Genomic DNA, 22,914 nt, shown 5'->3' with positions numbered 1-22,914 from the left:
AATTCAAAAAAATAGGGAGGGAACTTTAAATGGCAGAACCTACCATGTTTGTCCGTAAGGCCAGCGGCCTGGTGCGGGCATGGTCGGTTTTCGACGGTTTCATTTACGCCACTTTTTCCATCAATCTGATTACCCTGGGGCTTTATATTTTTTCCTTCGCACCTTTTTTACCGGAAGCCCACCTGGTCCCGGCCATTATCATCAGCAGCCTATTAATCCTGGCCGAAGTCGTGGTCTATGGCATGCTGGTGGCCATCATGCCCCGGGCTGGGGGTGATTACGTCTGGCAGAGCCGGGTCCTGGGCGGCGGCCCGGGTTTTGTCCTGGCAATTACCGGCTGGGTCTTTATCCTCTGGCATTGGGTTCCCATCTACGGTACGATTCTAGCCTATGAAGTCTTTACGCCCATTTTAGCGGTTTTAGGCGGCTGGACGGGGAGCCCCGGTCTGGTGCGGGCTGCCATGTGGTTTTCGGATAAAAACGGGTTGTTTTTTTCTTCTATAATTGTCATTGCCCTGGCCTTTTTATTTGTCAGTGCCGGGATGAAATGGTATGCCCGCATCCAGAAGGCGTGTTTCTTTATCGGCGCTGCCGGCCTGTTGCTAGCCATCCTGGTATTACTGGATGCCAGCCAGGCGCAATTTATTACCGGTTTTAACCACTATGCCACCACTTTCCTGGGTGCCCCGGGAAACAACCTTTACCAAGAAATCATGCAATTAGCCAGTAAAGAAGGTTATACGCCGGTAGCCTGGCATAATATGTCATTTAGTGCCAGCCTGTCCCTCATTCCCATGGTAGTCTTCTGGAACCTGTGGCCCAACTGGGGGGCTACTTTATATGGCGAAGTCCGGGGAGCCGGCGACTTCAAGCGTAACTTCTGGAGTATGGCTGCCGGCCTGCTGATCACGGCGGCCCTGGCCATTATTCTCCTGGCCCTTTTTGCCAAAACCTTTGGCTGGGAATTTTATCATGCCCTTAATTATGATTTCTTTTCCGGCAAATCACCCTTCCCCGTTTATCCCTATCCCGGCCTGCTGGTGGCTTTCCTAATCAACAATCCCCTGTTGCAGCTGTTGCTCCTGGTGACCTTGAGCGCCTGGTTCTTCGGCTGGTGCGGGACGGTCTTTCTTTCTTCCACCCGGGTGGTCTTTGCGGCGGCCTTTGACCGGGTCCTACCGGAATGGGTGGCCCGGGTATCACCCCGGACCAGGGCTCCCATCAACGCTTTATTATTAATGGCCATCCCGGCGACCATTATCAGTTTGCTTAATTCCTATTTGCCAGGCTTTTCTACCTATACCCTCGATGCCACGGTAGTTATCGCCATTACCTACCTGGGAACAACGGTGGCGGCTATTCTCTTGCCTTATAAGGATAAAGAGCTTTTCCAGTCTTCACCAGTGGCCAGGTATAAGATTTTCGGCATCCCCTGGATATGTGTGAGCGGGGTAATCTTTCTTATCTTCCTTTGCTTTAATCTTTATAAGTGGATTACGGACAGCGTTTATGGGGTTAATAGCCCGACGTCCGCAGTCTATATGCTGGTATTATACGCCCTGTCAGTGGCCATCTACTTTGGCTCCAAGTGGTTCCGCCGCCGGCAGGGTATTGACCTGGATATGGTCTATAAAAACATCCCAGTAGAATGAAAGCAATGATGAAAGGGGTTCAGAGATGGCCCGCATATTTTTTGCTACCGACATCCATGGTTCGGAGATATGCTGGAAAAAATTTATTAATGCAGGTAAATTCTATCAAGCAACGACTATTATTCTGGGTGGTGATATGACCGGCAAAGCCCTGGTACCCCTTGTCCGGGCGGCTGCCGGTAGCTACCGGGCCTCGTTTTTGGAGGAACAGGTGAATCTTAAGGAGGATGAAGTACCCCAGTTTGCAAAGATGGTTGCTAACCGCGGTTATTATCCCATTGTCCTGACGGAAGATGAGTTCCAGGAACTAAATCAAAATCCGGAGGCAGTACACCGGCGTTTTAAGGAAAATGTGCTTAAGGTAGCGGAACGGTGGGCTGCCTACGCCGATGAGCGGCTGGGCCAGTGGGGTATCAAGTGTTTTATCTGCCCGGGCAACGATGATATGTTTGAACTTGACGAGGTTTTTCGCCAGTCCCGGCATGTCCGGCTGGCGGAAGAAGAAATATTGGAAGTGGCGCCGGGATGGTTGATGGCCAGTACCGGGTGGTCGAATCCCACGCCCTGGAAAACTTACCGGGAGTGTGACGAAGAAACCCTGCTGGCCAGATTAGAAAATATTATCGCCAAGGTAGTCGATATGGAGCATTGTATCTTTAATTTCCATGCACCTCCCTACGGGTCCGGCCTGGATGAGGCGCCGGAGCTGGACAGTTCTCTACGCCCTAAGTTTGCCGGCCGTTCCCTGGTACCGGTGGGGAGCCATGCGGTGCGCCAGGTAGTGGAAAAGTACCAACCACCCCTGGGCCTTTTCGGGCATATTCATGAGGGGAAGGGAGTCAAACGGCTAGGACGGACCATCTGCCTTAATCCCGGCAGCTCCTATGAGCAGGGGATCCTGTTGGGAGCGGTAATTGACCTGGATGGAATAGGTGTCAAAAAATATGTCTTAACTTCTGGCTAGATCTTTAATGTACGGTTCAAAGACCGTTTATAGATTAACGGATAGAGTTTCCTTTACACTCAGGCCAGATTATGCTAGAATGCGGCTACAGACAATTCTATTGATGATGGTGCAACGCGTCTGGCTAAAATATAAAATATGGTATATACTAAATTCTAACAGAAATAGGGGTGAAAAGGGATTTTTGCTTACTGCTAAAAGCGTATTTTTAACCTTGAGGCGCTATCCTGTAATACCTGCTATCTGGAGTTCGGAAGCTTTAAGGGCGATAGAAACGCTGCCAGTGGCGGTAATCTCATTGCAATTTGGAAGCATTATTGATCTGGCGCAAATCTGTTCAATGTTGCATGAAAAATTCCAGGTAGCCATCTTTATCCATGTCGAGTTAATCAAAGGCATAGGCAGCGACAACTATGCGGTAGAATACGTCAAACAGTGCGGCGGTGATGGCATAATCAGCACCAAGCCATCCCTGATTGAGGCGGCCCGCAGCGCTGGGGTTATTAGCGTTTTGCGGACATTTATTGAAGATTCCCGGAGCTTAAAGAGGGCGATTGACATCACCAGGAGGACCAGGCCTGATGCGCTGGATATTCTACCGGGACCGGTAATTCCGGAGATAATGGCGGACATTAAAAGTAACCTGGCGCAACCCATTATCGCTGGCGGTCTGATTAAGAAGGAGGAACAGGTAAAGCGCCTGTTAGACATTGGCTGCCTAGCGATCAGTACCAGCCGCAGCGATCTGTGGGCGTTGAATAAAAAGCTCAGTAAAGATTTTCCGGCAAAAAAGGTTTAAAGTGTTCCAGCGTTCCAGCAGGCAACCGATCATATAATGTACTACTAAGGGTGTTATGGTATAATTTACATGACACCCATTTTTATTTTAGATATCTGAAAGGAGGCCAGCTATGCGTCAGGTCCTTTTCGTTATCGACATGCAAAACGATTTTGTCGCCGGAGGCGGGGCGTTAAGTTTTCCTGCTGCCAGGGAAATAATACCTTTCATAACAGGCAAAGTGAAAGAAGCCCTGTCCCGGGGGCAGGAAGTGCTTTTTACCCTTGATACCCATGCCCCCGGTGATGCCGAATTTCAAAAATTCCCGCCCCATTGTTTGGATGGAACCCCCGGCCAGGACCTGATTCCCGAGTTGCGGGCCCTGATCGCCCCTTATGAGGGGACGGGGCAGGTTAAACTGCTTAAAAAGAGCCGTTACAGTGCTTTCTACAACACTGATTTAGATGCCTGGCTGGGGCTGGCGCCGGGCAGCTCGATGGAAAAGGTGAGCCAGGTCGACCTGGTGGGCGTATGTACCAACATTTGCTGCTTTTTTACGGCGGAAGAACTGGCCAACCGCGATATACCCGTCCGCGTCCTGGCAGCAGGTACGGCTTCTTTTGATGCCGGGGCGCACCGCTGGGCCCTGGACCAGATGCGCGGGGTCCTGGGGCTCCAGGTGGTTGAATAATGGCCTGCCCGGGTTAACCGGGCACGGGAGCGGCCTTTTGCTCTTAACAGGAGGCCAGCTCTGGAGTAAGAGAATTGTCTTCAGGCTGGTATACGCCGGTATACCCGGGAGCTGGCTTGCAAATTACTGATAGGACTAAGATAGGAGTTACCACCGGGTCTGGTACGGGACTGGAAACCCGGCGAAAGAATAGCTGTTTTCTGGAGAGGAATCATATGGCGGGAAAGCTACAACTGGTGGCCAAAAACTGCTATATTTACCGGGCTGGAGACGGCCCGGTAGCGATTCATGTTTACCTGAGTGAAAAACTCAGGGCCTCCTTTACCGAAAATGAGGCCCTTGAACAGCTATATAATGCCTCCCTTTTACCGGGGGTGGTCGGGCCCGTCATCGGCATGCCCGACATCCACACCGGCTACGGCCTGCCTATCGGCGGGGTTATGGCCGTCGATTACGAGCAAGGCGTCGTTTCCGCCGGGGCGGTGGGAATGGACATCAACTGCGGCGTGCGGCTGTTGACTACGCGAATCCCGGCTGCGGGTGTAGATAGCAATATGATAGGCCGGCTGCTGGCGACAATTGCCCGGCTGGTACCGGCGGGCGTGGGGTGTGCCAGCCGTGATAAAGAACTGCGCCGTGTTAATCTGGAAGCTGTTGCCGCCGGTGGTGCAGGTTTCTTCATCCGGGAAGGCTTCGGCCGCCGGGAAGATGGTGAGCGGATAGAGGACGGCGGCTGCCTGCCCGGGGCAGGTGTTGCCGCTGCGAGTAAAGAGGCGCGGGAGCGGGCCGACCAGCTGGCCACCATCGGCGGGGGCAATCACTTTGTAGAAATCGGCGAGGTGGCGGCCGTCCTTGAGAAAGACCTGGCCGGCGGGTTCGGCCTCCAGAAAGACCACCTCTACGTCCTGATCCATACCGGCAGCCGGGGCCTGGGCCACCAGATCTGCACCGACTACAGCAACCGCATGTGGGCCAACGCGGAGCGAAACGGCAGCCGGGCGCCGGTCAAAGGCCTGGCCTGCGCGCCCATTGCCTCGAAGGACGGGCAGGATTACCTCAGGGCCATGGCCCTGGCCGCCAATTACGCCTTTGCCAACCGCCAGCTCATCACCCACTTCGTCCGGGAGGCCTTTGTGGAAGTTTTCAAGAAACCGGAGAAGGAACTGGGCCTGGACCTTCTCTACGATGTGGCCCATAACATCGCCAAAAAGGAGAAGCACGGCACAAGGTGGCTCCTGGTCCACCGCAAGGGCGCCACCCGGGCCCTGCCCGCAGGGCACAGGGACAACCCCGGTTGTTACCTGGCCACCGGGCACCCGGCGATTATCCCGGGCAGCATGGGGACCGCCTCCTATGTCGTGGTAGGAACGGAAGCGATAACAAAAACCTTCTGTTCCGTCAACCACGGCGCCGGCCGGGTCATGTCCCGCAAGAGGGCCCGGCAGGAGTTTTCCCGGGAGGACGTCCTGGACCAGCTGGGCGGCGTTGTGGTTATAGCCCGGGATGTCAAGTTTCTAAAGGACGAAGCCCCCCTGGCCTATAAAGATATCGATGAGGTTGTCGCCACCCTGGCGGAAGCCGGGCTGACGCTACCGGTGGCCAGGCTGCGGCCCCTGGGGGTGCTGAAGGGTGAAGGGGATGAGGCTTGAGCAAAATTACTATAAAGTACCGGCTACGGGATATGCAAGCCGGAATGGGATAATCCTGGCAGCCTCTTATGAAGGCTAAAAATAACTGTCACAGCATGCCGTCGATCCTGTAAGATCGGCCCGGGTAGTATACCCCGGGCCGTTGTGATATAATAGCTCCCGGAAGGGGGAAGCGCCATGCCGCCCTTTGTCCTGAAGTCCGATTACCGGCCCAGCGGCGACCAGCCGCAGGCCATTGCCGCCCTGGTGGAAGGTTTGCAGAAGGGTTACTCCCACCAGACCCTGCTGGGCGCTACTGGCACGGGCAAGACCTATACCATGGCCCAGGTCATCCAGGCCGTGCAGCGGCCCACCCTGGTCCTGGCTCCCAACAAGACCCTGGCGGCCCAGCTCTGCGGCGAGTTCAAAGAGTTTTTCCCCGACAACGCCGTGGAGTATTTTGTCAGTTACTACGACTACTACCAGCCGGAGGCCTACGTGCCCCAGACGGATACCTATATAGAAAAAGACAGCTCCATCAACGACGAGATCGACAAGCTGCGCCACTCGGCCACGGCCGCCCTTTTTGAGCGGCGGGACGTCATCATTGTGGCCAGCGTCTCCTGCATCTACGGCCTGGGCTCGCCGGAAGACTACAGCACGCTGATGCTTTCTTTGCGGGAGGGCCAGGAGTACGACCGGGACGCCATTATACGAAAACTGGTGGACATCCAGTACAGCCGCAACGATTATGACTTCAAGCGGGGTACCTTCCGCGTCCACGGCGACGTCATCGAGATTTTCCCGGCCTCCTACCATGAGAGGGCCGTGCGGGTGGAAATGTTCGGCGATGAAATCGAACGCCTGCTGGAAATCGATACCCTGACGGGAGAAATCCTGGCCCGGCGCCGGCATGTGGCCATCTTCCCGGCCAGCCACTATGTGGTGGAAGAAGGCAAGATGGAGCGGGCCTTAAAAAGCATTGAAGCCGAGCTGGAAGAACGCCTGCAGGAACTCAGGCGGCAGGGGAAGCTTTTGGAGGCCCAGCGCCTGGAACAGCGGACCCGCTATGACCTGGAGATGATGCGGGAAGTGGGTTTTTGCAAGGGAATTGAAAATTATTCCCGCCACCTGACCGGCCGGGCGCCCGGGGAGCCGCCCTACACTCTCCTCGATTATTTTCCCGGTGATTTCTTGCTGTTCATCGACGAGTCCCACATCACCGTACCCCAGATCGGGGGCATGTATGAAGGCGACCTTTCCCGTAAAAAAACCCTGGTGGAATACGGCTTCCGCCTGCCTTCGGCCCTGGACAACCGGCCCCTGACCTTTGAGGAATTCTGCCGGCATATCAACCAGGTTATCTTCGTTTCGGCCACACCGGGTCCCTATGAACTGGAACACTCCCGGCAGGTGGTGGAGCAGATCATCAGGCCCACCGGCCTGGTAGACCCCGAGGTCCTGGTACGCCCGGTGAAGGGCCAGATTGACGACCTGGTGAGCGAGATCAACAAGCGGGTGGGTAGAAATGAGCGCGTCCTGGTGACGACCCTGACCAAGCGCATGGCCGAGGACCTGACCGATTACCTGCGGGAACTCGGGATCAAGGTGCGTTACATGCATTCCGATATCGGGGCTATTGAACGGATGGAGATCATCCGCGACCTGCGGCTGGGGGTTTTTGACGTCCTGGTGGGGATTAACCTTTTGCGGGAAGGATTGGACCTGCCGGAGGTTTCCCTGGTGGCTATCCTGGACGCCGACAAGGAAGGTTTCCTGCGTTCGGAACGATCCCTCATCCAGACCATCGGCCGGGCTGCCCGTAACGTCAACGGCCAGGTCATCATGTATGCCGATACGGTCACCGAATCAATGCGCCGGGCCATCGATGAGACCAATCGCCGGCGCCGGGTGCAGGTAGAATACAATTGCCGGCACGGCATTACCCCCCGGACCGTCAGCAAACCGGTGCGGGATATTATTGATACAGCAGTGGCCGAGGATACAGCCGGGTACCGGGCAGGCCAATCCCGGCTTAATGAAAAGAAACGCTATAATAAACGGGAGCTGCAAGCACTTATCAGCCGGCTGGAGAAGGAAATGCGGGAAGCAGCCAAACGGCTGGAATTCGAGCGGGCTGCTGAATTGCGGGACGCCATCCTGGAACTGCGGCTACAAGCCGGGTAAATTGAGCGCGCTGCCGCATCCCGCGCAGGGCAGGGCAAGGTGTCATCAACCATCGACATAGAGGTCCAGTAGAATTACTTCCGGCATAGCCGCTACCGGTGTATTAATTTTAGACCAGGTATGATCATTTCCGATAATTGCCCCGCACCCGGATGCTTTTGCTGTGGCAATAATAAGGGCGTCAGGAAGACGCAAGTTTGTTTTTGCCCGGATGGCTGCTGCCATCTGGCCAACCTGGCGCGAAACAGGGATTACCTTGAGGCCTGGAAATTCGTGCAGGAATAGTTTTACCATAGTAACCGCTTCTTGATTACCAGCCTTTAGAGGACCAACCAGTAGTTCCGTTTCAGTAATTACCGAGATGACAGCTTCCAGATTTTTTTGTTCAAAAAGACCGAATAAAGGGTTTAAGATAGTATTGAAAGGGCTAATACCCTGCAAGAAATAGATAATGGTATTTGTATCGAGGAGCAAGCGCTGGAAACCGGCGATCTTGTTTAAAAAGGCGTCTTTTCCCATGATTCGCGTTCCTTCCTGACATAGTCGTCTATCTCTTCTTTAGTCTGGCCGTAGATACCTTTTAATGACCCGGCTAACAATTCCGTGTAGCTTTTAGTTTTGGGCCAGATAACGAGCTTGTCTCCATGTACTTCCAGCAATAATTTTTGTCCCGGCTGGATACCAAGCTTTTTATAAATGGCAGCAGGTAGCGTTATCTGGTGCTTACTGGAAACTTTTACGATGGCATGATCCATTTCATTTCCTCCAGATCGTTATTTTACTTACTATTATACGATTAGTAAGTGATGCCGGCAACAACTTGCCCGGTAAAAAATTTCATCCTGACTAAGGGGTAGCTTGTTCAATGTTGCCGTTTATCGCCGACTTCCACGTCCATTCCCATTATTCCCGGGCCACCAGCAAAGATGCCACCCCGGAGAATTATTACCGCTGGGCCCTTTATAAAGGTGTTACCCTGGTTGGCAGCGGTGATTTTACCCATCCCGGGTGGCGGGAGGAACTGCGGGATAAGCTGGAGCCGGCGGAGGAGGGCCTTTACCGCCTGAAAAAGGATTACTGCCGGGCTGCAGGGGAAGATATGTTTGCCGGTATACATACGACCGCCCGGTTTAAGGGTGGAGACGCGCCCCCGGATTTTATTGACGGGGACGGGCGCCCGGTAGTACGTTTCATCATCAGCGGGGAAATCAGCTGCATTTATAAAAAAGGCGGCCGTACCCGCAAAGTCCATCATCTCATCCTTCTCCCTCACCTGGAAGCGGCGGAAGCCCTCAGCCGCCGCCTGGAGGCAGGCGGGGGCAACCTTCATGCCGACGGCCGCCCGATCCTGGGATTGGACAGCCGCCATCTCCTGGAGATTACCCTGGAGGTATGCCCGGAAGCAGTCTTTATCCCGGCCCATATCTGGACTCCCCATTTCTCCCTCTTCGGGGCCAGTTCCGGGTTTGACAGGATGGAAGAGTGTTTTGAAGACCTGGCCGGCTACGTCAGCGCTGTGGAAACGGGCCTTTCTTCCGACCCGCCCATGAACTGGCGCCTTTCCGCCCTGGACCGCCTCACCCTGGTTTCCAATTCCGATGCTCATTCTCCCCGGTATCTTGCCAGGGAGGCCAATATCTTAGCCACGGGGCTTTCCTACCCGGCCATCCGCAGGACCCTGCAGGAACGAGATGGAGCCGGTTTCCTGGGAACCCTGGAGTTCTTCCCGGAAGAAGGCAAGTATCACTATGACGGCCATCGCGCCTGCGGCATCTGCTGGCCGCCGGCCCGGACGCGGGCGGCAGGGGGGATATGCCCGGCTTGTGGCCGCAAGGTGACGGTGGGAGTCCTGCACCGGGTCGAGGAGCTGGCCGACCGGGAAGAGGGTTTTCGCCCGGAGGGCGCCCGTCCTTTCGAGAGCCTGGTCCCCCTGCCGGAGGTACTGGCGTCGGCCCTGGGGGTAGGGGTGTCTTCTAAAAAAGTCACCGCCCTTTATTTTGATTTGCTTCACCGCCTGGGGACGGAACTGGCCGTACTGCGGCAGGCACCCCTGGACGCCATCACCCGGGTGGCCGGGGCTACGGTGGCCGAAGCTGTACGGCGCATGCGTGCCGGTGAGGTGGAAACCTGCCCGGGCTTTGACGGCGAGTACGGTAAAATAATCCTGGTACGGCCGGGGGAAAGGGAGCATTTTACCGGGCAGCCCGGCCTGTTCGAAGAGACCGGGGAGATTGCAGGTAAGGCGGCCGGTATTTCCTGCCGGGAAGGCTTTTGGATAGAATTCGAGGATAAAGATATAGCCGGGAGCGTTCGCCGGCCGGTAAGTCCCGGGGAGGATAAAGAAGGACTGCCGGGTAAAATCGCCAGCACTGGGAAGGGAAAAGATGCGGCCACGGCAGCATGCCGGGAGCGGGCAGGGACTGCGGGTGACGGGGAAGGCGAGGTAACGGCAGCCCCGGCCCGTATCTTGGACGGCCTCAACGAAGAGCAGCGAGTGGCGGTTACCGCGACAGGAGGCCCGGTAATTGTCCTGGCCGGGCCGGGTACGGGCAAGACGCGGACCCTGGTCTATCGCCTGGCCCATTTGATCGGCGCACGTGGCGTTTCTCCCGCCCGGATAACAGCCGTCACCTTTACCAATAAAGCAGCAGCCGAGATCCGGCAGCGCGTGGTTGAACTGCTGGGAGCGGGCGGGGCAATTGATGATTTAACCATCGGTACCTTTCACAGTATCTGCCTGGACCTGCTGCGGTGTCACCGGGGACAACGGGTACCGCCCCCGGCTTTCCACGGCCGCGAGGAGCCCATCGTCCTCGATGAGATCGACGCCAGGAGCATCCTGGCAGAAATCCTGCAGGAAGGGGAAAAGGCCGGTTCGCGCCGGGCCCTGAAACTGCAGCGGCAGATTTCCCTCCTTAAAAGCCAGGGTATCCTTCCTTCATCACCGGGCGTCCCGGAAGACCTGCGGCCTCTTTACAGTGCCTACCAGAAACGGCTGGCCGCATACGGTGTCCTGGACTACGACGATCTCCTGCTCCAGGCGGTTGATATGCTGGAGGAGATGAGGGCTACCGGGGAGGACGCCCCGGGGGCTATAAGGCTTTTTTCCCGGTTCAGCCACCTCCTCGTTGACGAATTCCAGGATGTTAACCCGCTCCAGTACCGGCTGATCAGGCTCTGGTCCGGTGACGGCAGCAATCTTTTTGTCATCGGCGATCCCGACCAGGCCATTTACGGCTTCCGCGGGGCTAGCAACCGCTTTTTCCGGCAGCTCCGGGAAGACTTCCCGGCGGCACGGGTTTTCCGGCTGACCCGTAATTATCGCTCCACGCCCACCATCCTCCGGGCAGCTGCGGCCGTAATCGCCCATAATTATAAGACCGGCGGGGAACCCCTGCCTGAAATCATTAAGCCTTGCCCGCAAAATGCCGGCGGCAATACCCGGTTGAACGGGACTCCAGGGCCGGTGGCTACCCGGAAAGAGGGCCCGCCGGTCCTGCACCTGGAGGTCCCCGGCGAGACGGCCGCGGGCATTGCCATTGCCAGGGAGATCGGCCGCCTGGTGGGCGGCATGACCATGCTCCAGGCCCACGGCCAGGAAAGAATGGTAGCGGCGGCTGTCCCTGCGGAAGGGGAAGGGGAAGGCCTCGGCTTTGCCGATATAGCCATCCTGGCCCGGACGGGTCGCCAGCTGGAGGCCCTGGAAGAATGTTTCCTGAAGGAGGGGATACCCTACCGGCTGGTAGGTCGCGAAAGCTTCCTGGAAGACCGGCCGGTACGGGAGGCCCTGGCCTTTTGCCGGTGCCTGCTTGACCCTGAAGACGATTTCCACGTTTACCGGAGCCTCACCAGTGGCCCCTTTGGCCGGGATAAAAGAACCATCGCCCTGGTGCGGGAGACGGCCGGGCAAATGCATTGTTCGGCCTGGCAGGCCATAGAAAGGTTAACGACAGGCGAGGTCACCGGGGCGGCCGGGAAGGGTTTGCAGGCCTTCAGGAATGCCGTGGCGACCTGGAGGGCGGCAATGCTTGCGGAACCCCCGGTTCGCTTCCTGGCCCGCTGGATTGAGGAGCATAACCTCCAGGAAGTAGCCGGCATGGCCCGCCTGTTGCGGGTGGCGGCGCGTTTTGACGATCTCCGGGCTTTCTTGCGGGGGATCGTCCTGGCGGAGGAAGGGGACCATGAGCGCTGGGGCAGTAATGTTACCAGCCCCGAGGCAGTGAGCCTGATGACCCTCCACGCAGCCAAGGGTTTAGAGTTTCCCGTGGTCTTTATTGCCGGTGTAGAAGACGGGCTGTTGCCCCTTAAAGAGCGTCCCGCAGTTGCCCGGGAGGGAGAAGACGTTTACGGGGAGTTCCCGGCGGCCGGGGGTGCTACCCTGGATGGTGAAGAAAGTTTGGCCGAGGAACGCCGCCTGTTTTACGTGGGCCTGACCAGGGCGCGGGAACTATTAATCCTGGTAACCTCCCGCAGCCGGACCGTTGCCGGCAGGAAGGTACCCTCCGGGCCCTCTCCTTTCCTGCAGGAAATACCCCCGGAGTGCCTGGAGAAGAGGCCCTGGACCGGAAGAGCAGGGAAGAAGCAGGGTGACTCCGAAGGGCAATACAAGCAGCTCAGTTTGTTTTCATAAAGGTAATTACGGATTAGGAACGTATCAAGGTAGCGGAGCCAGCAGCCTGTCCGGCTACGGCATAACGGAAAACATCCTGGCCATGTGGGACCCCATTATTATGTAGGGCAAGTATCTTTTCATAAGTAGCCTTTGGCAACCGGGTTAAATACCCGGTTTTTTTGCAGGCTGCCGGCGTTTAAAGGGGACATGTATGCCCCACCTGGTGTTTATGTTATAATAGGTCGGGGAAGCCAGATATCACCCGGCCAGGTACTGTACCTGGCCGGCCAATAAGGTTTTCCCGAGGGGGTGTGCTATATGGCCACCGATAAAATCGTCATTCGTGGAGCGCGGGCCCATAACCTGAAAAATATCGACGTCACCATCCCCCGGGACAAACTGGTAGTCATTACCGGCCTCTCGGGATCGGGGAAGTCTTCCCTGGCCTTTGATACCATCTATGCCGAGGGACAGCGCCGGTATGTCGAATCTCTCTCTTCCTATGCCCGGCAGTTCTTAGGCCAGATGGATAAACCCGATGTGGACGTAATCGAGGGCCTTTCCCCGGCCATATCCATCGACCAGAAGACGGCCAGCCACAACCCCCGTTCCACGGTAGGTACGGTGACGGAAATCTACGACTACCTGCGGCTGCTTTTCGCCCACATCGGCCACGCCCATTGTCCCCAATGCGACCGGCCCATTACGCCCCAGACGGTATCCCAGATGGTGGATCGCCTGCTGGCTTACCCGGAAGGAACCCGTTTCCAGGTGATGGCTCCCATCGTGCGGGGACGCAAGGGCGAATACCGCAACGTCCTGGAGGAGATCCGGCGGCAGGGTTACGTGCGTGTCCGGGTGGACGGGGAAATCCGGGAAACGAGCGAGACTATCAACCTGGCTAAGAATAAAAAACATACCATAGAGATAATCGTAGACCGCCTTCAGGTACGGCCGGGCGTGGCTTCGCGCCTGGCCGAATCCCTGGAAACGGCTTTAAAGCTTGCCGACGGCATCGTCCTTATCGACATCGGCGGCGGGGAAGAGCTGCTGTTGAGCGAGAAATTTGCCTGTATAGAATGCGGCATCAGCCTGCCGGAGATCACGCCGCGTCTTTTTTCTTTTAATAATCCTTACGGCGCCTGCCCGGCCTGCACCGGCCTGGGGATTACCATGAAGGTCGACCCCGGCCTGGTAATACCTGACCGCAACCGCAGCTTGAGAGATGGGGCTATCGAACCCTGGAGTCGTAGTAACAACAGCATCTATTTTCAAATGCTGGAATGCCTGGCCGGGCATTACGGTTTCAGCCTGGATGTGCCCGTGCGGGAACTCAAGCCGGAGCACCTGCAGGTCATCCTTTACGGTTCCGGGCGGGAGCGGATAAAATTCCGCTACACCAACCGTTTCGGCGACCGGCGCACTTACGAAGCCCCCTTTGAAGGGGTCATCCCCAACCTCGAGCGGCGCTACCAGGAAACCCAGTCGGAGTGGTCGCGGGCGGAAATCGAGAACTACATGAGCCAGCAACCCTGCCCGGCCTGCAAGGGGGCGCGTCTCAAACCGGAAGCCCTGGCCGTCCGGGTTGGCGGTCTTAATATCTGCGAGTTGGCTGCCATGAATATACGGGCGGCGGCCGGTTTCCTGCGCGACTTGAAATTAAGCGAGCGGGAAGAGATAATCGCCCGCCAAGTTTTAAAGGAAATCCAGGCCCGGCTCCAGTTCTTGCTGGACGTCGGCCTGGACTACCTTACCCTTGACCGGGCGGCGGCCACCCTCTCCGGGGGGGAAGCCCAGCGCATCCGCCTGGCCACCCAGATCGGGTCGCAGCTCATGGGCGTCCTGTATATCCTGGACGAGCCCAGCATCGGCCTACACCAGCGGGACAACGCTCGCTTGATAGCCACTTTGAAGCGCCTGCGGGACCTGGGTAACACGGTCATCGTCGTAGAGCATGACGAGGATACCATGCGGGCTGCCGACTATATCATCGACATCGGGCCCGGGGCCGGCGAGCAGGGCGGCCGGGTGGTGGCGGCGGGCACCCCGGCGGAGGTCATGGCCAACCCCAGTTCCCTCACCGGCCAGTATTTGAGCGGCCGGCGGTGTATCCCGGTACCGGCCAGGCGTCGCCGGTCCGGGGATAAGTGGTTGACCGTTAAAGGCGCCCGCGAGCACAACCTGAAAAATATCGACGTGAGCTTTCCCCTGGGCCTCTTTATCGGCGTTACCGGGGTATCCGGTTCCGGCAAGAGCACCCTGGTCAATGAAATCCTCTACCGGGCCCTGGCCCAGCGCCTGAACGGCGCCCGGACCAATCCCGGGGCCTTTGATGATCTCACCGGAACCGAACATCTGGACAAGGTCATTGAGGTCGACCAGTCGCCCATCGGCCGGACGCCGCGCTCCAATCCGGCCACCTATACCGGCGTTTTTGACGACATCCGCGCCCTTTTTGCGGCCACGCCGGAAGCCCGTGCCCGGGGCTATAAACCGGGGCGCTTCAGCTTCAACGTAAAGGGCGGCCGCTGCGAGGCCTGCGGCGGCGACGGCATTATTAAGATCGAGATGCATTTCCTGCCCGACGTTTATGTGCCCTGTGAGGTCTGCCGGGGCAAGCGTTATAACCGGGAAACCCTGGCCATAAAATACAAGGGGAAGACCATCGCCGACGTCCTGGCCATGACCGTGGACGAGGCGGCGGAATTCTTTGCCGCTATTCCCCGCCTGCACCGGCGTTTGAATACCCTCCAGGACGTTGGCCTGGGCTACATCACCCTGGGCCAGCCGGCCACCACCCTGTCCGGCGGCGAGGCCCAGCGGGTGAAGCTGGCGGCGGAACTGGCCCGGCGCAGCACCGGCCGGACCATGTACATCCTGGACGAGCCCACCACCGGATTGCACATGGCCGACATCGAGCGGCTCCTCAACGTCCTGCAGCGCCTGGTGGATGCCGGCAATACGGTGGTGGTTATCGAGCACAACCTGGATGTCATCAAGTCGGTGGACTATATCATCGACCTGGGCCCTGAGGGCGGCGAGGGGGGCGGCCGGGTGGTGGCCGCCGGTACACCGGAAGAGATCTGCCGGGTCAAAGAATCCTACACCGGCCAGTTCCTGGCCCCCGTCCTGGAGCGGGATAAAGGGAGGCAGGCCGGACTGGACCTGGAAGGAAGCCCCGCGCACCTGCCCCCGGGCGGGCATCAGGACCTGCCCCGGGTAGTGGGGCAGGAGTAGATGAGGAAGGGATACCATGGACCTGGAGGAGAAACTGGCGCGCCTGCCGGACCACCCCGGCGTCTACCTCATGCGCGATGCCAAAGGCGAGATCATCTATGTCGGCAAGGCCGCTTCCCTGAAAAACCGGGTTCGTTCCTATTTCCGCGGCCAGCACCCGCCGCGGACGCAGGTCTTAGTCAGCCATATTGCCGACTTTGAATATATCCTGACGGACAACGAAGTTGAGGCCCTGGTTTTAGAATGCAATCTTATTAAAGAACACCGGCCGCGGTACAATGTCAGTTTAAAGGACGACAAAAGCTACCCGTATATCAAAATTACCGTCCAGGAGCAGTTCCCCCGGCTGCAGGTAACGCGCTCCCTGGTGCGGGACGGTTCCCGCTATTTCGGGCCTTATACCAACGCGGGCGCATTGCGGGAAACCTTAAAAATCCTGCGCGGCCTTTTCCCGGTACGCACCTGCCGGGAGACGCCCCTGCAGCCCCGCAGCCGGCCCTGTCTCAACACCCACATCAACCGCTGCCTGGCTCCCTGCAGCGGTAAGGTCAGCCCGGAGGCTTACCGGGAAGCGGTAGACAATATTATCCTGTTCCTGGAAGGGAAGCATACCACCCTGGTAAAGGAATTAAAGGAAAAAATGGAAGCCGCCGCCGAACGGCTGGAATTTGAAAAGGCAGCCAGGTTGAGGGACCAGCTGCGTGCGGTGCAGGAGGTCTGTGCCCGCCAGAAAATTACTGACGCTGGCGGCGATGATGCCGATGCCGTTGCTTTCGCCCGGGAGGGGGAAGCGGCCCTGGGCCTCATCTTCTTCAGCCGGGGGGGTAAGGTTATCGGCCGCGACCATTTTTTCCTGACGGGGACAGAGGGCTTATCCCGGGGCGAAATTATGGCGGCCCTGCTGAAAGAATATTACAGCCGGGGGGTAGAAATTCCCCCGCAAATCCTACTCCATGACGAACCGGATGACGCCGCCACCATCGCCCGCTGGCTGGGCCGGCTGCGCGGCGGCCGGGTCGAGTTGAAGGTGCCCAAACGGGGCAGCAAGTTAAAGCTGCTACAGCTGGTCCATGAAAATGCCGCCAGCCTCCTCCAGGAGTACCTCCTGGCCCGCCAGCGCCAGGAGGAGGGTGGCAAGGCGGCCCTGGTGGAACTGCAACAGGCCCTTGGCCTGCCGCGGTTGCCGCGGCGCATGGAAGCCTATGATATTTCCAACTTCCAGGGTAGCAGCCCGGTGGGGGCCATGGCTGTCTTTGTGGATGGCCGGCCGTTGACGTCGGCCTACCGCCGCTTCCAGATCAAGACGGTCAAAGGCCCCAATGACTTTGCCTCCCTCCAGGAGGTTTTAAGCCGGCGTTTCCGCCGGGCCGCCGAAGGGGACCCGCGTTTTGCCGCGCTGCCGGACTTCGTCCTGATAGACGGCGGCCCGGGCCAGCTGCATGCCGCCCGGGAGGCCATGGCGGCCTTGGGTGTAGCGGCCATTCCCACCTTTGCCCTGGCCAAAGAGGAAGAATTGCTCTTTAGAGAGGGCAGTCCCGAACCTGTGCGCCTGCCGCGGGACAGCCGCGCCCTGCAGCTCCTGCAGTACTTGCGGGATGAAGTGCACCGCTTTGCCATTACCTACCACCGTCAGAAACGGGAAAAGGGCGCCTACCGTTCGGTGCTGGACGACATTCCCGGGGTGGGGCCCAAACGTAAAAGGGCCCTGCTGCGCCATTTTGGGTCTATTGAACGGATAAGCCGGGCGACGTTAGAAGAACTACTGGCCGTAGAAGGGATGAACCGGGCCGTAGCGGCCCGCATCCTGGAAGGCTTAGGGAGGAAAAATAATGGGGAGAATCCGGCTGGTAGCCTTTGATCTGGACGGGACCCTGTTAAACGATGATTTAGTTATCGACTCCCGGACAAAAGAAGCTATAAGGAGAGTCCGGGAAAAGGGCATAACAGTAACCCTGGCAACGGGTCGCATGTTCAGTTCGGCCAGGCCTTACGCCGTGGAGCTGGGGCTGGACTTGCCCCTTGTTGTTTACCACGGCGCCCAGGTGCGCCACTCGAAAACGGGGGAAGTACTCTTTGAGCGCACCATTCCCCTGGACCTGGCCAGCCGTTTAATTGCCGCTATCCGCCAGTTCGGTTACGCCTATAACGTTTACCTGGACGACCGGCTCTATGTAGAAAAAGTTGCAGCCGAAAACGAAGAGTATGCAAGACGGGCCGGGGTGGATCTCCACCGTGTGGAGGACATGCTGACCTTTCTCCAGGAGCAAGAAAAACGGCCGTTGAAGATTGTCGCCCTGCGCGACGGCCCGGAACTGGATCCCCTGGAAGCGTCCATTCGCCGCCAGGTGGGAGGCGAGGTTTACTTCACCCGTTCCCTGCCCCATTACCTGGAAATGCTCAACCCTGAAGTTAACAAAGCCCGGGGGCTCCAGGCCCTGGCCGAAAGGGAAGCTATCCGGCCGGAAGAAATAATGGTATTTGGCGACAGTTATAACGACCTCCAGATGTTCCGTTATGCCGGTTGGGCAGTGGCCATGGCCAACGCCCCGGCGGAAGTTAGGGCGGCTGCCGATTATGTCACCGGCAGCAATAACGACGGCGGCGTGGCCCGGGCTCTGGAAAAATTTATCCTGGGAGGGTGACCCTTGCCCCAATCCTTCCGGGCTGATTACCATGTGCATACAAGCAACAGCGACGGCCGGGCCGGTGCCGGGGACATGGTGGCTGCCGCCTGCCGGGCCGGCCTGGAAGAAGTAGCCCTGACCGACCACGGTCCGCGTAATATAGGTGTGGGCACCAGTTCCGCCGGCGTTTTCCTGCGCTTGAAAAGGAAGGTGGCGACCTGGCAGTCACCGGGCATCCGCGTGCTGGTGGGTGCCGAGGCCAATGTTGTCGGTTTGAAGGGGGAAATCGACATCCCGGCAGCCGTTTACCGGCAGCTGGATCTCCTGCTGGTGGGGCTTCATCCTTATGTCCTGCCCCGGGACTGGCCGGCGGCCCGCGAACTGGTGCTGGCCAACCTGCTCCAGGAACGCGGCCGCCGCTGGCGGGAAAGGGCTATAGAGGCCAATACGCGGGCTTTAATGGCGGCCCTGGAAAAACATCCTGTCTTTTGTGTTACCCACCCCGGTCTTGGCATGCCGGTCGATGTTGAATCCCTGGCACGGGCCTGCGCCCGTACCGGCACCTTCTGGGAGATAAATGTCGGCCATCTCTACCAGCATCCCCGCGAGTTAGCCATGGCCGCCAGCTACGGGGTAAGATTTGTCGTCAATAGCGACGCCCACCAGCCTGCCACGGTAGGCCGCCTGGAAGAGGGGTGGCGGCTCCTGCGCGCCGCCGGGGTGCCCCTGGAACAGGTTATAAACCTGCGTCATTGAGTTTTTAAGGGAGGGGAGATTAGTGCCGGCAGGCAGTTATCCTCGTCTCGTCATTGTCACCGGTCTTTCCGGCGCCGGTAAGACCCAGGCTGTTCGTTGTCTCGAAGACCTTGGTTTTTTCTGCGTTGATAACCTGCCTCCCTCCCTGATCCCGGGGCTGGTAGATCTCCTGGGGCAGCCAGCCAAAGAGGGTGAGGGAATAAACAAGGTAGCCCTGGTCATGGATATCCGCGGCGGCCAATTTTTTGACGGCCTGGAGGAAGCCCTGGTCTACCTGGACGGGCGGGGTATCCCCTACGAGATCCTTTTCCTTGAGGCGGCCGATGAAATCCTGGTGCGGCGCTATAAAGAAACACGGCGCCGTCATCCCCTCTCAGGCGGCCAGATTTTAGAGGGCATTATTGCCGAAAGGCGGCGCCTGGAGGAACTGCGAGGCCGGGCCAGCAAGATTATCGATACATCCGAACTAACGCCGCGCCAGCTTAAAGAACAGGTAACCGAACTCTTCGGCGACAACTGGCGGCACCTGGTAGTTAGCATTATTTCCTTTGGCTATAAATACGGCATTCCCCTGGATGCCGATCTGGTTATGGATGTGCGCTTCCTGCCCAATCCTTTTTATAACCAGGACCTGCGCCCCTTTACCGGCCACGACCGCTGCGTAGCCGAGTTTGTTATGGCCGCTCCCGAAGCCCGCCAGTTTGTCGAACAGTTTGCCTCCCTCCTGCGCTTCCTGATCCCCCATTACCAGCAGGAAGGCAAATCTCACCTGGTCATTGCCATTGGCTGCACCGGCGGCCAGCACCGCTCGGTAACCCTGGCCAATAAGCTGGGGGAAATACTCCGGGGCGATAATTACGATGTAGTCGTCAAGCATCGCGATGTCCTGCGTTACCTGAGCAGCAGCGGCAGGAGGTAAAAGCGGATGGAAGGTTTAAAGTGGCTTTACCCCGGTTTAAAGATCAAACGCTGGCTGCTGCTGGCTGCCGTGGGGTTGTTCTTACTTGTTTCCGGGTTAACGGTAATCCTGGGTATTACACTCCTGGCCTCGGCCGAAAAGGGCATTACCTGGTTTATCCTTCATACCCTGGGGGCCCTGGGTTCACCTTTACTGGGCGGGGTGATGGCCGCAGCCCTGGGCATAGCCCTTATCATCCTGGGCGTCCAGCGCCTGGCCGGTTCTGTTTTTCAAGTCCTGTTACCCGGCACTACCGGCAACCCCTGGCAGCTTTTTTACCGGCGCCAGTACCTGGCCCGGGGTCCCCATATAGTAGCCATCGGCGGGGGGACGGGGCTGGCCGTCCTGCTGCGGGGGTTGAAAAAGTACACCCGCAATCTGACGGCCATTGTAACGGTGGCCGATGACGGCGGCAGCTCCGGCCGCCTGCGCCAGGAGTTAAAAATCCCCCCGCCGGGGGATATCCGTAACTGCCTGGTGGCCCTGGCCGATACCGAAAGCCTCATGGAGGAATTATTCAATTACAGGTTTCACCAGGGTGAGGGCCTGGCCGGTCATAGCCTGGGCAATCTCCTGCTGGCGGCCATGACGGATATAGCCGGCGATTTTGACCGGGCTATCCAGGAACTGGCCCGGGTGCTGGCTGTTGGCGGCCGGGTTATCCCTTCGACGACCAGCCAGGTCGTCCTGGGAGCCGAAATGGCCGACGGCACCGTAATCCTGGGCGAAAGCAATATCCCCCGTGCCGGCAAGCAGGTTAAAAGGGTGTTTTTACAGCCGTCCACCTGCAGGCCGCCGGCCGCCGCCCTGGAAGCAGTAGCCAGGGCCGATGCCATCATTATCGGGCCTGGGAGCCTTTATACCAGTGTCCTGCCCAATTTACTGGTGCACGGCCTGGCCGAAGCCCTGCGCCAGGCCCGGGCGCCGGTATTCTATGTTTGTAATATCATGACCCAACCGGGGGAAACTGACGGTTATAAAGTTGGCGATCACCTCCAGGCCATTATCGATCACTGCGGCCCGGGCCTGGTGGACGTAGTAATTGCCCATCGAGGCCCTATTTCCCGCGGGGCCTTGAGGCGCTACGGGGAAAAGGGGGCGCGCCCGGTTGTGATTGATGGACCGGCAGTTGCCAGGATGGGCGTTGAGCTGCGTACGGGCTGGCTGGTGGACGAAACCCATTTAGTCCGGCACCACCCGGAACGCCTGGCCGCCTTAATTATAGAAGAGTTTTACCACCGCCATTCCCGCAGCCGCCAGCGTTTTAGTTTTTTAATCCGGGAGAAGTTTCGTAACCTCGGTGCCTAACGCCTGCCTGGCCGGCGTTATCAACCTCGAAGTTTACGGAGGGTCTTATGGCTATATCTTTCTCTTATGAAACCAAAGAAGAACTGGCCAGGGTGAAAAAACGACGGTCCTGTTGTACCGAGGCCGAACTGGTAGCCATTTTACGCCTGGCTAAATTACCTCCTTTACCGGGAGGTGAGGGCGTCCTGCTGGTTACCCCTCATGCGGCTACAGCCAGGAGGGTTTATTCCCTGGCCAGGGCGGCACTGGGCCTGCCGGTACAGGTAAATACCGAGCGCCGGGGCGGTAAAGGCCGGCCGGTCTTTAAGGTGCTAACCCCCGCCGGCAGGGAGGCTCTCAATGATTGGCTTGCCGCCAGGAAGGGGGTACCGGAGCACCAGTGCTGCCGGGCCGCCTACCTCCGGGGTACCTTCCTGGTCGCCGGCTCCGTCAATAAACCGGCGGCGACCCATCACCTGGAATTCCTCATTGAAGGAGAAGAAGAGGCTGCCCGCCTCAAGGACATTATGCAGCACCTGGATCTTCAACCTCGCCTCAGCCGGCGCCAGCGCAGCCTGGTTCTTTACCTGAAAGACAGCGAGCAAATTGTCCGGGCTTTAAGCCTGATGGGGGCCCATAGCGCCGTTCTGGCTTATGAAAACGTCCTTATTTTTAAAGAAATGCGCAACCGTGTCAATCGGCTGGTGAACTGTGAGACGGCCAATTTGAGCAAGACCGTTGAGACGGGCCTGCGCCAGGTGGAAAACATTCGCTACCTGGTGGCGACCCTGGGATGGGAGGGTTTGCCGGCCAGCCTGCAGGAGATAGCCGCTCTGCGTCTCCAGCACCCGGAAGCAAGTTTAAAGGAGCTGGGAGAAATGCTGGTACCGCCGGTGGGAAAGTCGGGGGTCAATCACCGCCTGCGCCGCCTGGAAAACCTGACCAGGCAGGTGCGGGCCCGGAGGGGGGAAACAGATGCGGCGGACGACAACCTTTCCGGTTAGCGGGCACAATGGCATGGCCTTTTGGTGCCGCATTGCCCCTTTATGGCGGGTGGCCTGGAATTTTTTTTGGATTGAACTAAGCCGTTTTTTACCCTTTTTACCCTTAAAAAACTGGCTATTACGCCACCTGGTGGGGATGAATGTAGCACCGACGGCTGCCGTAGGCCTGATGGTCATGCCCGACATCTTGAGGCCGGATCTTATTCATATTGGTCCCGAGAGTATTATTGGATATAATGTTACTATTCTGACCCATGAGTTTTTACCCCGCGCTTACCGCCTGGGGACAGTAGAAATTGGATCTTGGGTCCTCATTGGCGCCAACGCCACCATTTTACCAGGAGTACGCATCGGCGACGGGGCTATTGTCGGTGCGGGGGCGGTAGTTACCCGGGATGTCCCGCCGGGAACCATAGTCGGGGGCGTCCCGGCGCGGGTGATAGGCAGGGTGAGTGATATGGAGCCGGAAGATACTTCTCCGGATAGTGACAAATACCTCAACGATAATAATGCCTTTAAAGGGGATAGGAATTAAT

17 protein-coding genes are annotated in these 22,914 nt (G+C 58.0%); 15 read left to right on the top strand and 2 right to left on the bottom strand.

The annotated features are described in order from the left end of the window. Positions 1-29 precede the first annotated feature (29 nt). The 6 genes from NWF31_RS12995 to uvrB all read left to right on the top strand — a co-directional run bounded on the left by NWF31_RS12995 (position 30) and on the right by uvrB (position 7,900). Positions 30-1,652, top strand: coding sequence for an amino acid permease (locus NWF31_RS12995; RefSeq protein ID WP_258360937.1), 1,623 nt, complete (start codon positions 30-32; stop codon positions 1,650-1,652). 25 nt (positions 1,653-1,677) lie between these two features. Next, entirely contained in the window at positions 1,678-2,616 is a 939-nt protein-coding gene (locus NWF31_RS12990; RefSeq protein WP_258360936.1) for a metallophosphoesterase family protein, read from the top strand. Positions 2,617-2,800: 184 nt separating this feature from the next. Next, entirely contained in the window at positions 2,801-3,415 is a 615-nt protein-coding gene (locus tag NWF31_RS12985; protein WP_258360935.1) for a glycerol-3-phosphate responsive antiterminator, read from the top strand. A gap of 112 nt (positions 3,416-3,527) precedes the next feature. Further along, on the top strand, positions 3,528-4,085 hold the full coding sequence (locus NWF31_RS12980; protein ID WP_258360934.1) for a cysteine hydrolase family protein: 558 nt from the start codon (positions 3,528-3,530) through the stop codon (positions 4,083-4,085). A 215-nt stretch (positions 4,086-4,300) separates the two neighbouring features. Beyond that, positions 4,301-5,734, top strand: coding sequence for an RtcB family protein (locus tag NWF31_RS12975; protein WP_258360933.1), 1,434 nt, complete (start codon positions 4,301-4,303; stop codon positions 5,732-5,734). Positions 5,735-5,911: 177 nt separating this feature from the next. After that, positions 5,912-7,900 carry an excinuclease ABC subunit UvrB gene (uvrB, locus tag NWF31_RS12970; protein WP_258360932.1) on the top strand — a complete coding sequence of 663 codons (1,989 nt, stop codon included), beginning with the start codon at positions 5,912-5,914 and terminating at the stop codon, positions 7,898-7,900. A gap of 45 nt (positions 7,901-7,945) precedes the next feature. Here uvrB and NWF31_RS12965 read toward each other — a convergent pair whose 3' ends face one another. Together NWF31_RS12965 and NWF31_RS12960 are read right to left on the bottom strand one after the other, a co-directional pair. Further along, the gene (locus tag NWF31_RS12965; RefSeq protein ID WP_258360931.1) at positions 7,946-8,419 is read right to left on the bottom strand and encodes a type II toxin-antitoxin system VapC family toxin; all 474 of its coding nucleotides are present in this window, start codon (positions 8,417-8,419) and stop codon (positions 7,946-7,948) included. Then, on the bottom strand, positions 8,398-8,655 hold the full coding sequence (locus NWF31_RS12960; RefSeq protein WP_258360930.1) for an AbrB/MazE/SpoVT family DNA-binding domain-containing protein: 258 nt from the start codon (positions 8,653-8,655) through the stop codon (positions 8,398-8,400). The genes NWF31_RS12965 and NWF31_RS12960 overlap by 22 nt, the downstream gene beginning before the upstream one ends. A 110-nt stretch (positions 8,656-8,765) precedes the next feature. Between NWF31_RS12960 and NWF31_RS12955 the strand changes: the two genes are divergently transcribed. The 9 genes from NWF31_RS12955 (at position 8,766) to NWF31_RS12915 (ending at position 22,913) form a co-directional block, all read left to right on the top strand. After that, on the top strand, positions 8,766-12,530 hold the full coding sequence (locus NWF31_RS12955) for a UvrD-helicase domain-containing protein (protein WP_258360929.1): 3,765 nt from the start codon (positions 8,766-8,768) through the stop codon (positions 12,528-12,530). 300 nt (positions 12,531-12,830) lie between these two features. Next, on the top strand, positions 12,831-15,749 hold the full coding sequence (uvrA, locus tag NWF31_RS12950) for an excinuclease ABC subunit UvrA (RefSeq protein WP_258360928.1): 2,919 nt from the start codon (positions 12,831-12,833) through the stop codon (positions 15,747-15,749). Positions 15,750-15,765: 16 nt separating this feature from the next. Next, the gene (gene uvrC, locus NWF31_RS12945) at positions 15,766-17,607 is read left to right on the top strand and encodes an excinuclease ABC subunit UvrC (RefSeq protein WP_258360927.1); all 1,842 of its coding nucleotides are present in this window, start codon (positions 15,766-15,768) and stop codon (positions 17,605-17,607) included. After that, positions 17,579-18,391 (top strand): Cof-type HAD-IIB family hydrolase, encoded by an 813-nt coding sequence (locus tag NWF31_RS12940; protein ID WP_258360926.1) that lies wholly within the window; start codon positions 17,579-17,581, stop codon positions 18,389-18,391. Before uvrC ends, NWF31_RS12940 begins: the two co-directional genes overlap by 29 nt. A gap of 3 nt (positions 18,392-18,394) precedes the next feature. After that, entirely contained in the window at positions 18,395-19,129 is a 735-nt protein-coding gene (locus tag NWF31_RS12935) for a PHP domain-containing protein (protein ID WP_258360925.1), read from the top strand. A 22-nt stretch (positions 19,130-19,151) separates the two neighbouring features. Continuing rightward, a complete protein-coding gene (rapZ, locus tag NWF31_RS12930) occupies positions 19,152-20,048 on the top strand; it encodes an RNase adapter RapZ (RefSeq protein WP_258360924.1) in 897 nt (298 codons plus the stop codon). A 6-nt stretch (positions 20,049-20,054) separates the two neighbouring features. After that, complete coding sequence (locus tag NWF31_RS12925; RefSeq protein ID WP_258360923.1) at positions 20,055-21,395, top strand: gluconeogenesis factor YvcK family protein; 1,341 nt, start codon at positions 20,055-20,057, stop codon at positions 21,393-21,395. Positions 21,396-21,442: 47 nt separating this feature from the next. Then, positions 21,443-22,378: a DNA-binding protein WhiA gene (gene whiA / locus NWF31_RS12920; RefSeq protein ID WP_258360922.1), complete on the top strand. Its 936-nt coding sequence runs from the start codon at positions 21,443-21,445 to the stop codon at positions 22,376-22,378. Beyond that, the gene (locus tag NWF31_RS12915) at positions 22,350-22,913 is read left to right on the top strand and encodes an acyltransferase (protein ID WP_258360921.1); all 564 of its coding nucleotides are present in this window, start codon (positions 22,350-22,352) and stop codon (positions 22,911-22,913) included. The genes whiA and NWF31_RS12915 overlap by 29 nt, the downstream gene beginning before the upstream one ends. Position 22,914 lies beyond the last annotated feature (1 nt).

This window comes from Neomoorella sulfitireducens (assembly GCF_024733845.1).
GTDB classification, from domain to species: domain Bacteria; phylum Bacillota; class DSM-521; order Neomoorellales; family Neomoorellaceae; genus Neomoorella; species Neomoorella sulfitireducens.
The sequence above is the reverse complement of the archived record's forward strand: the minus strand, read 5'-3'. Positions and strand labels throughout refer to the sequence as shown.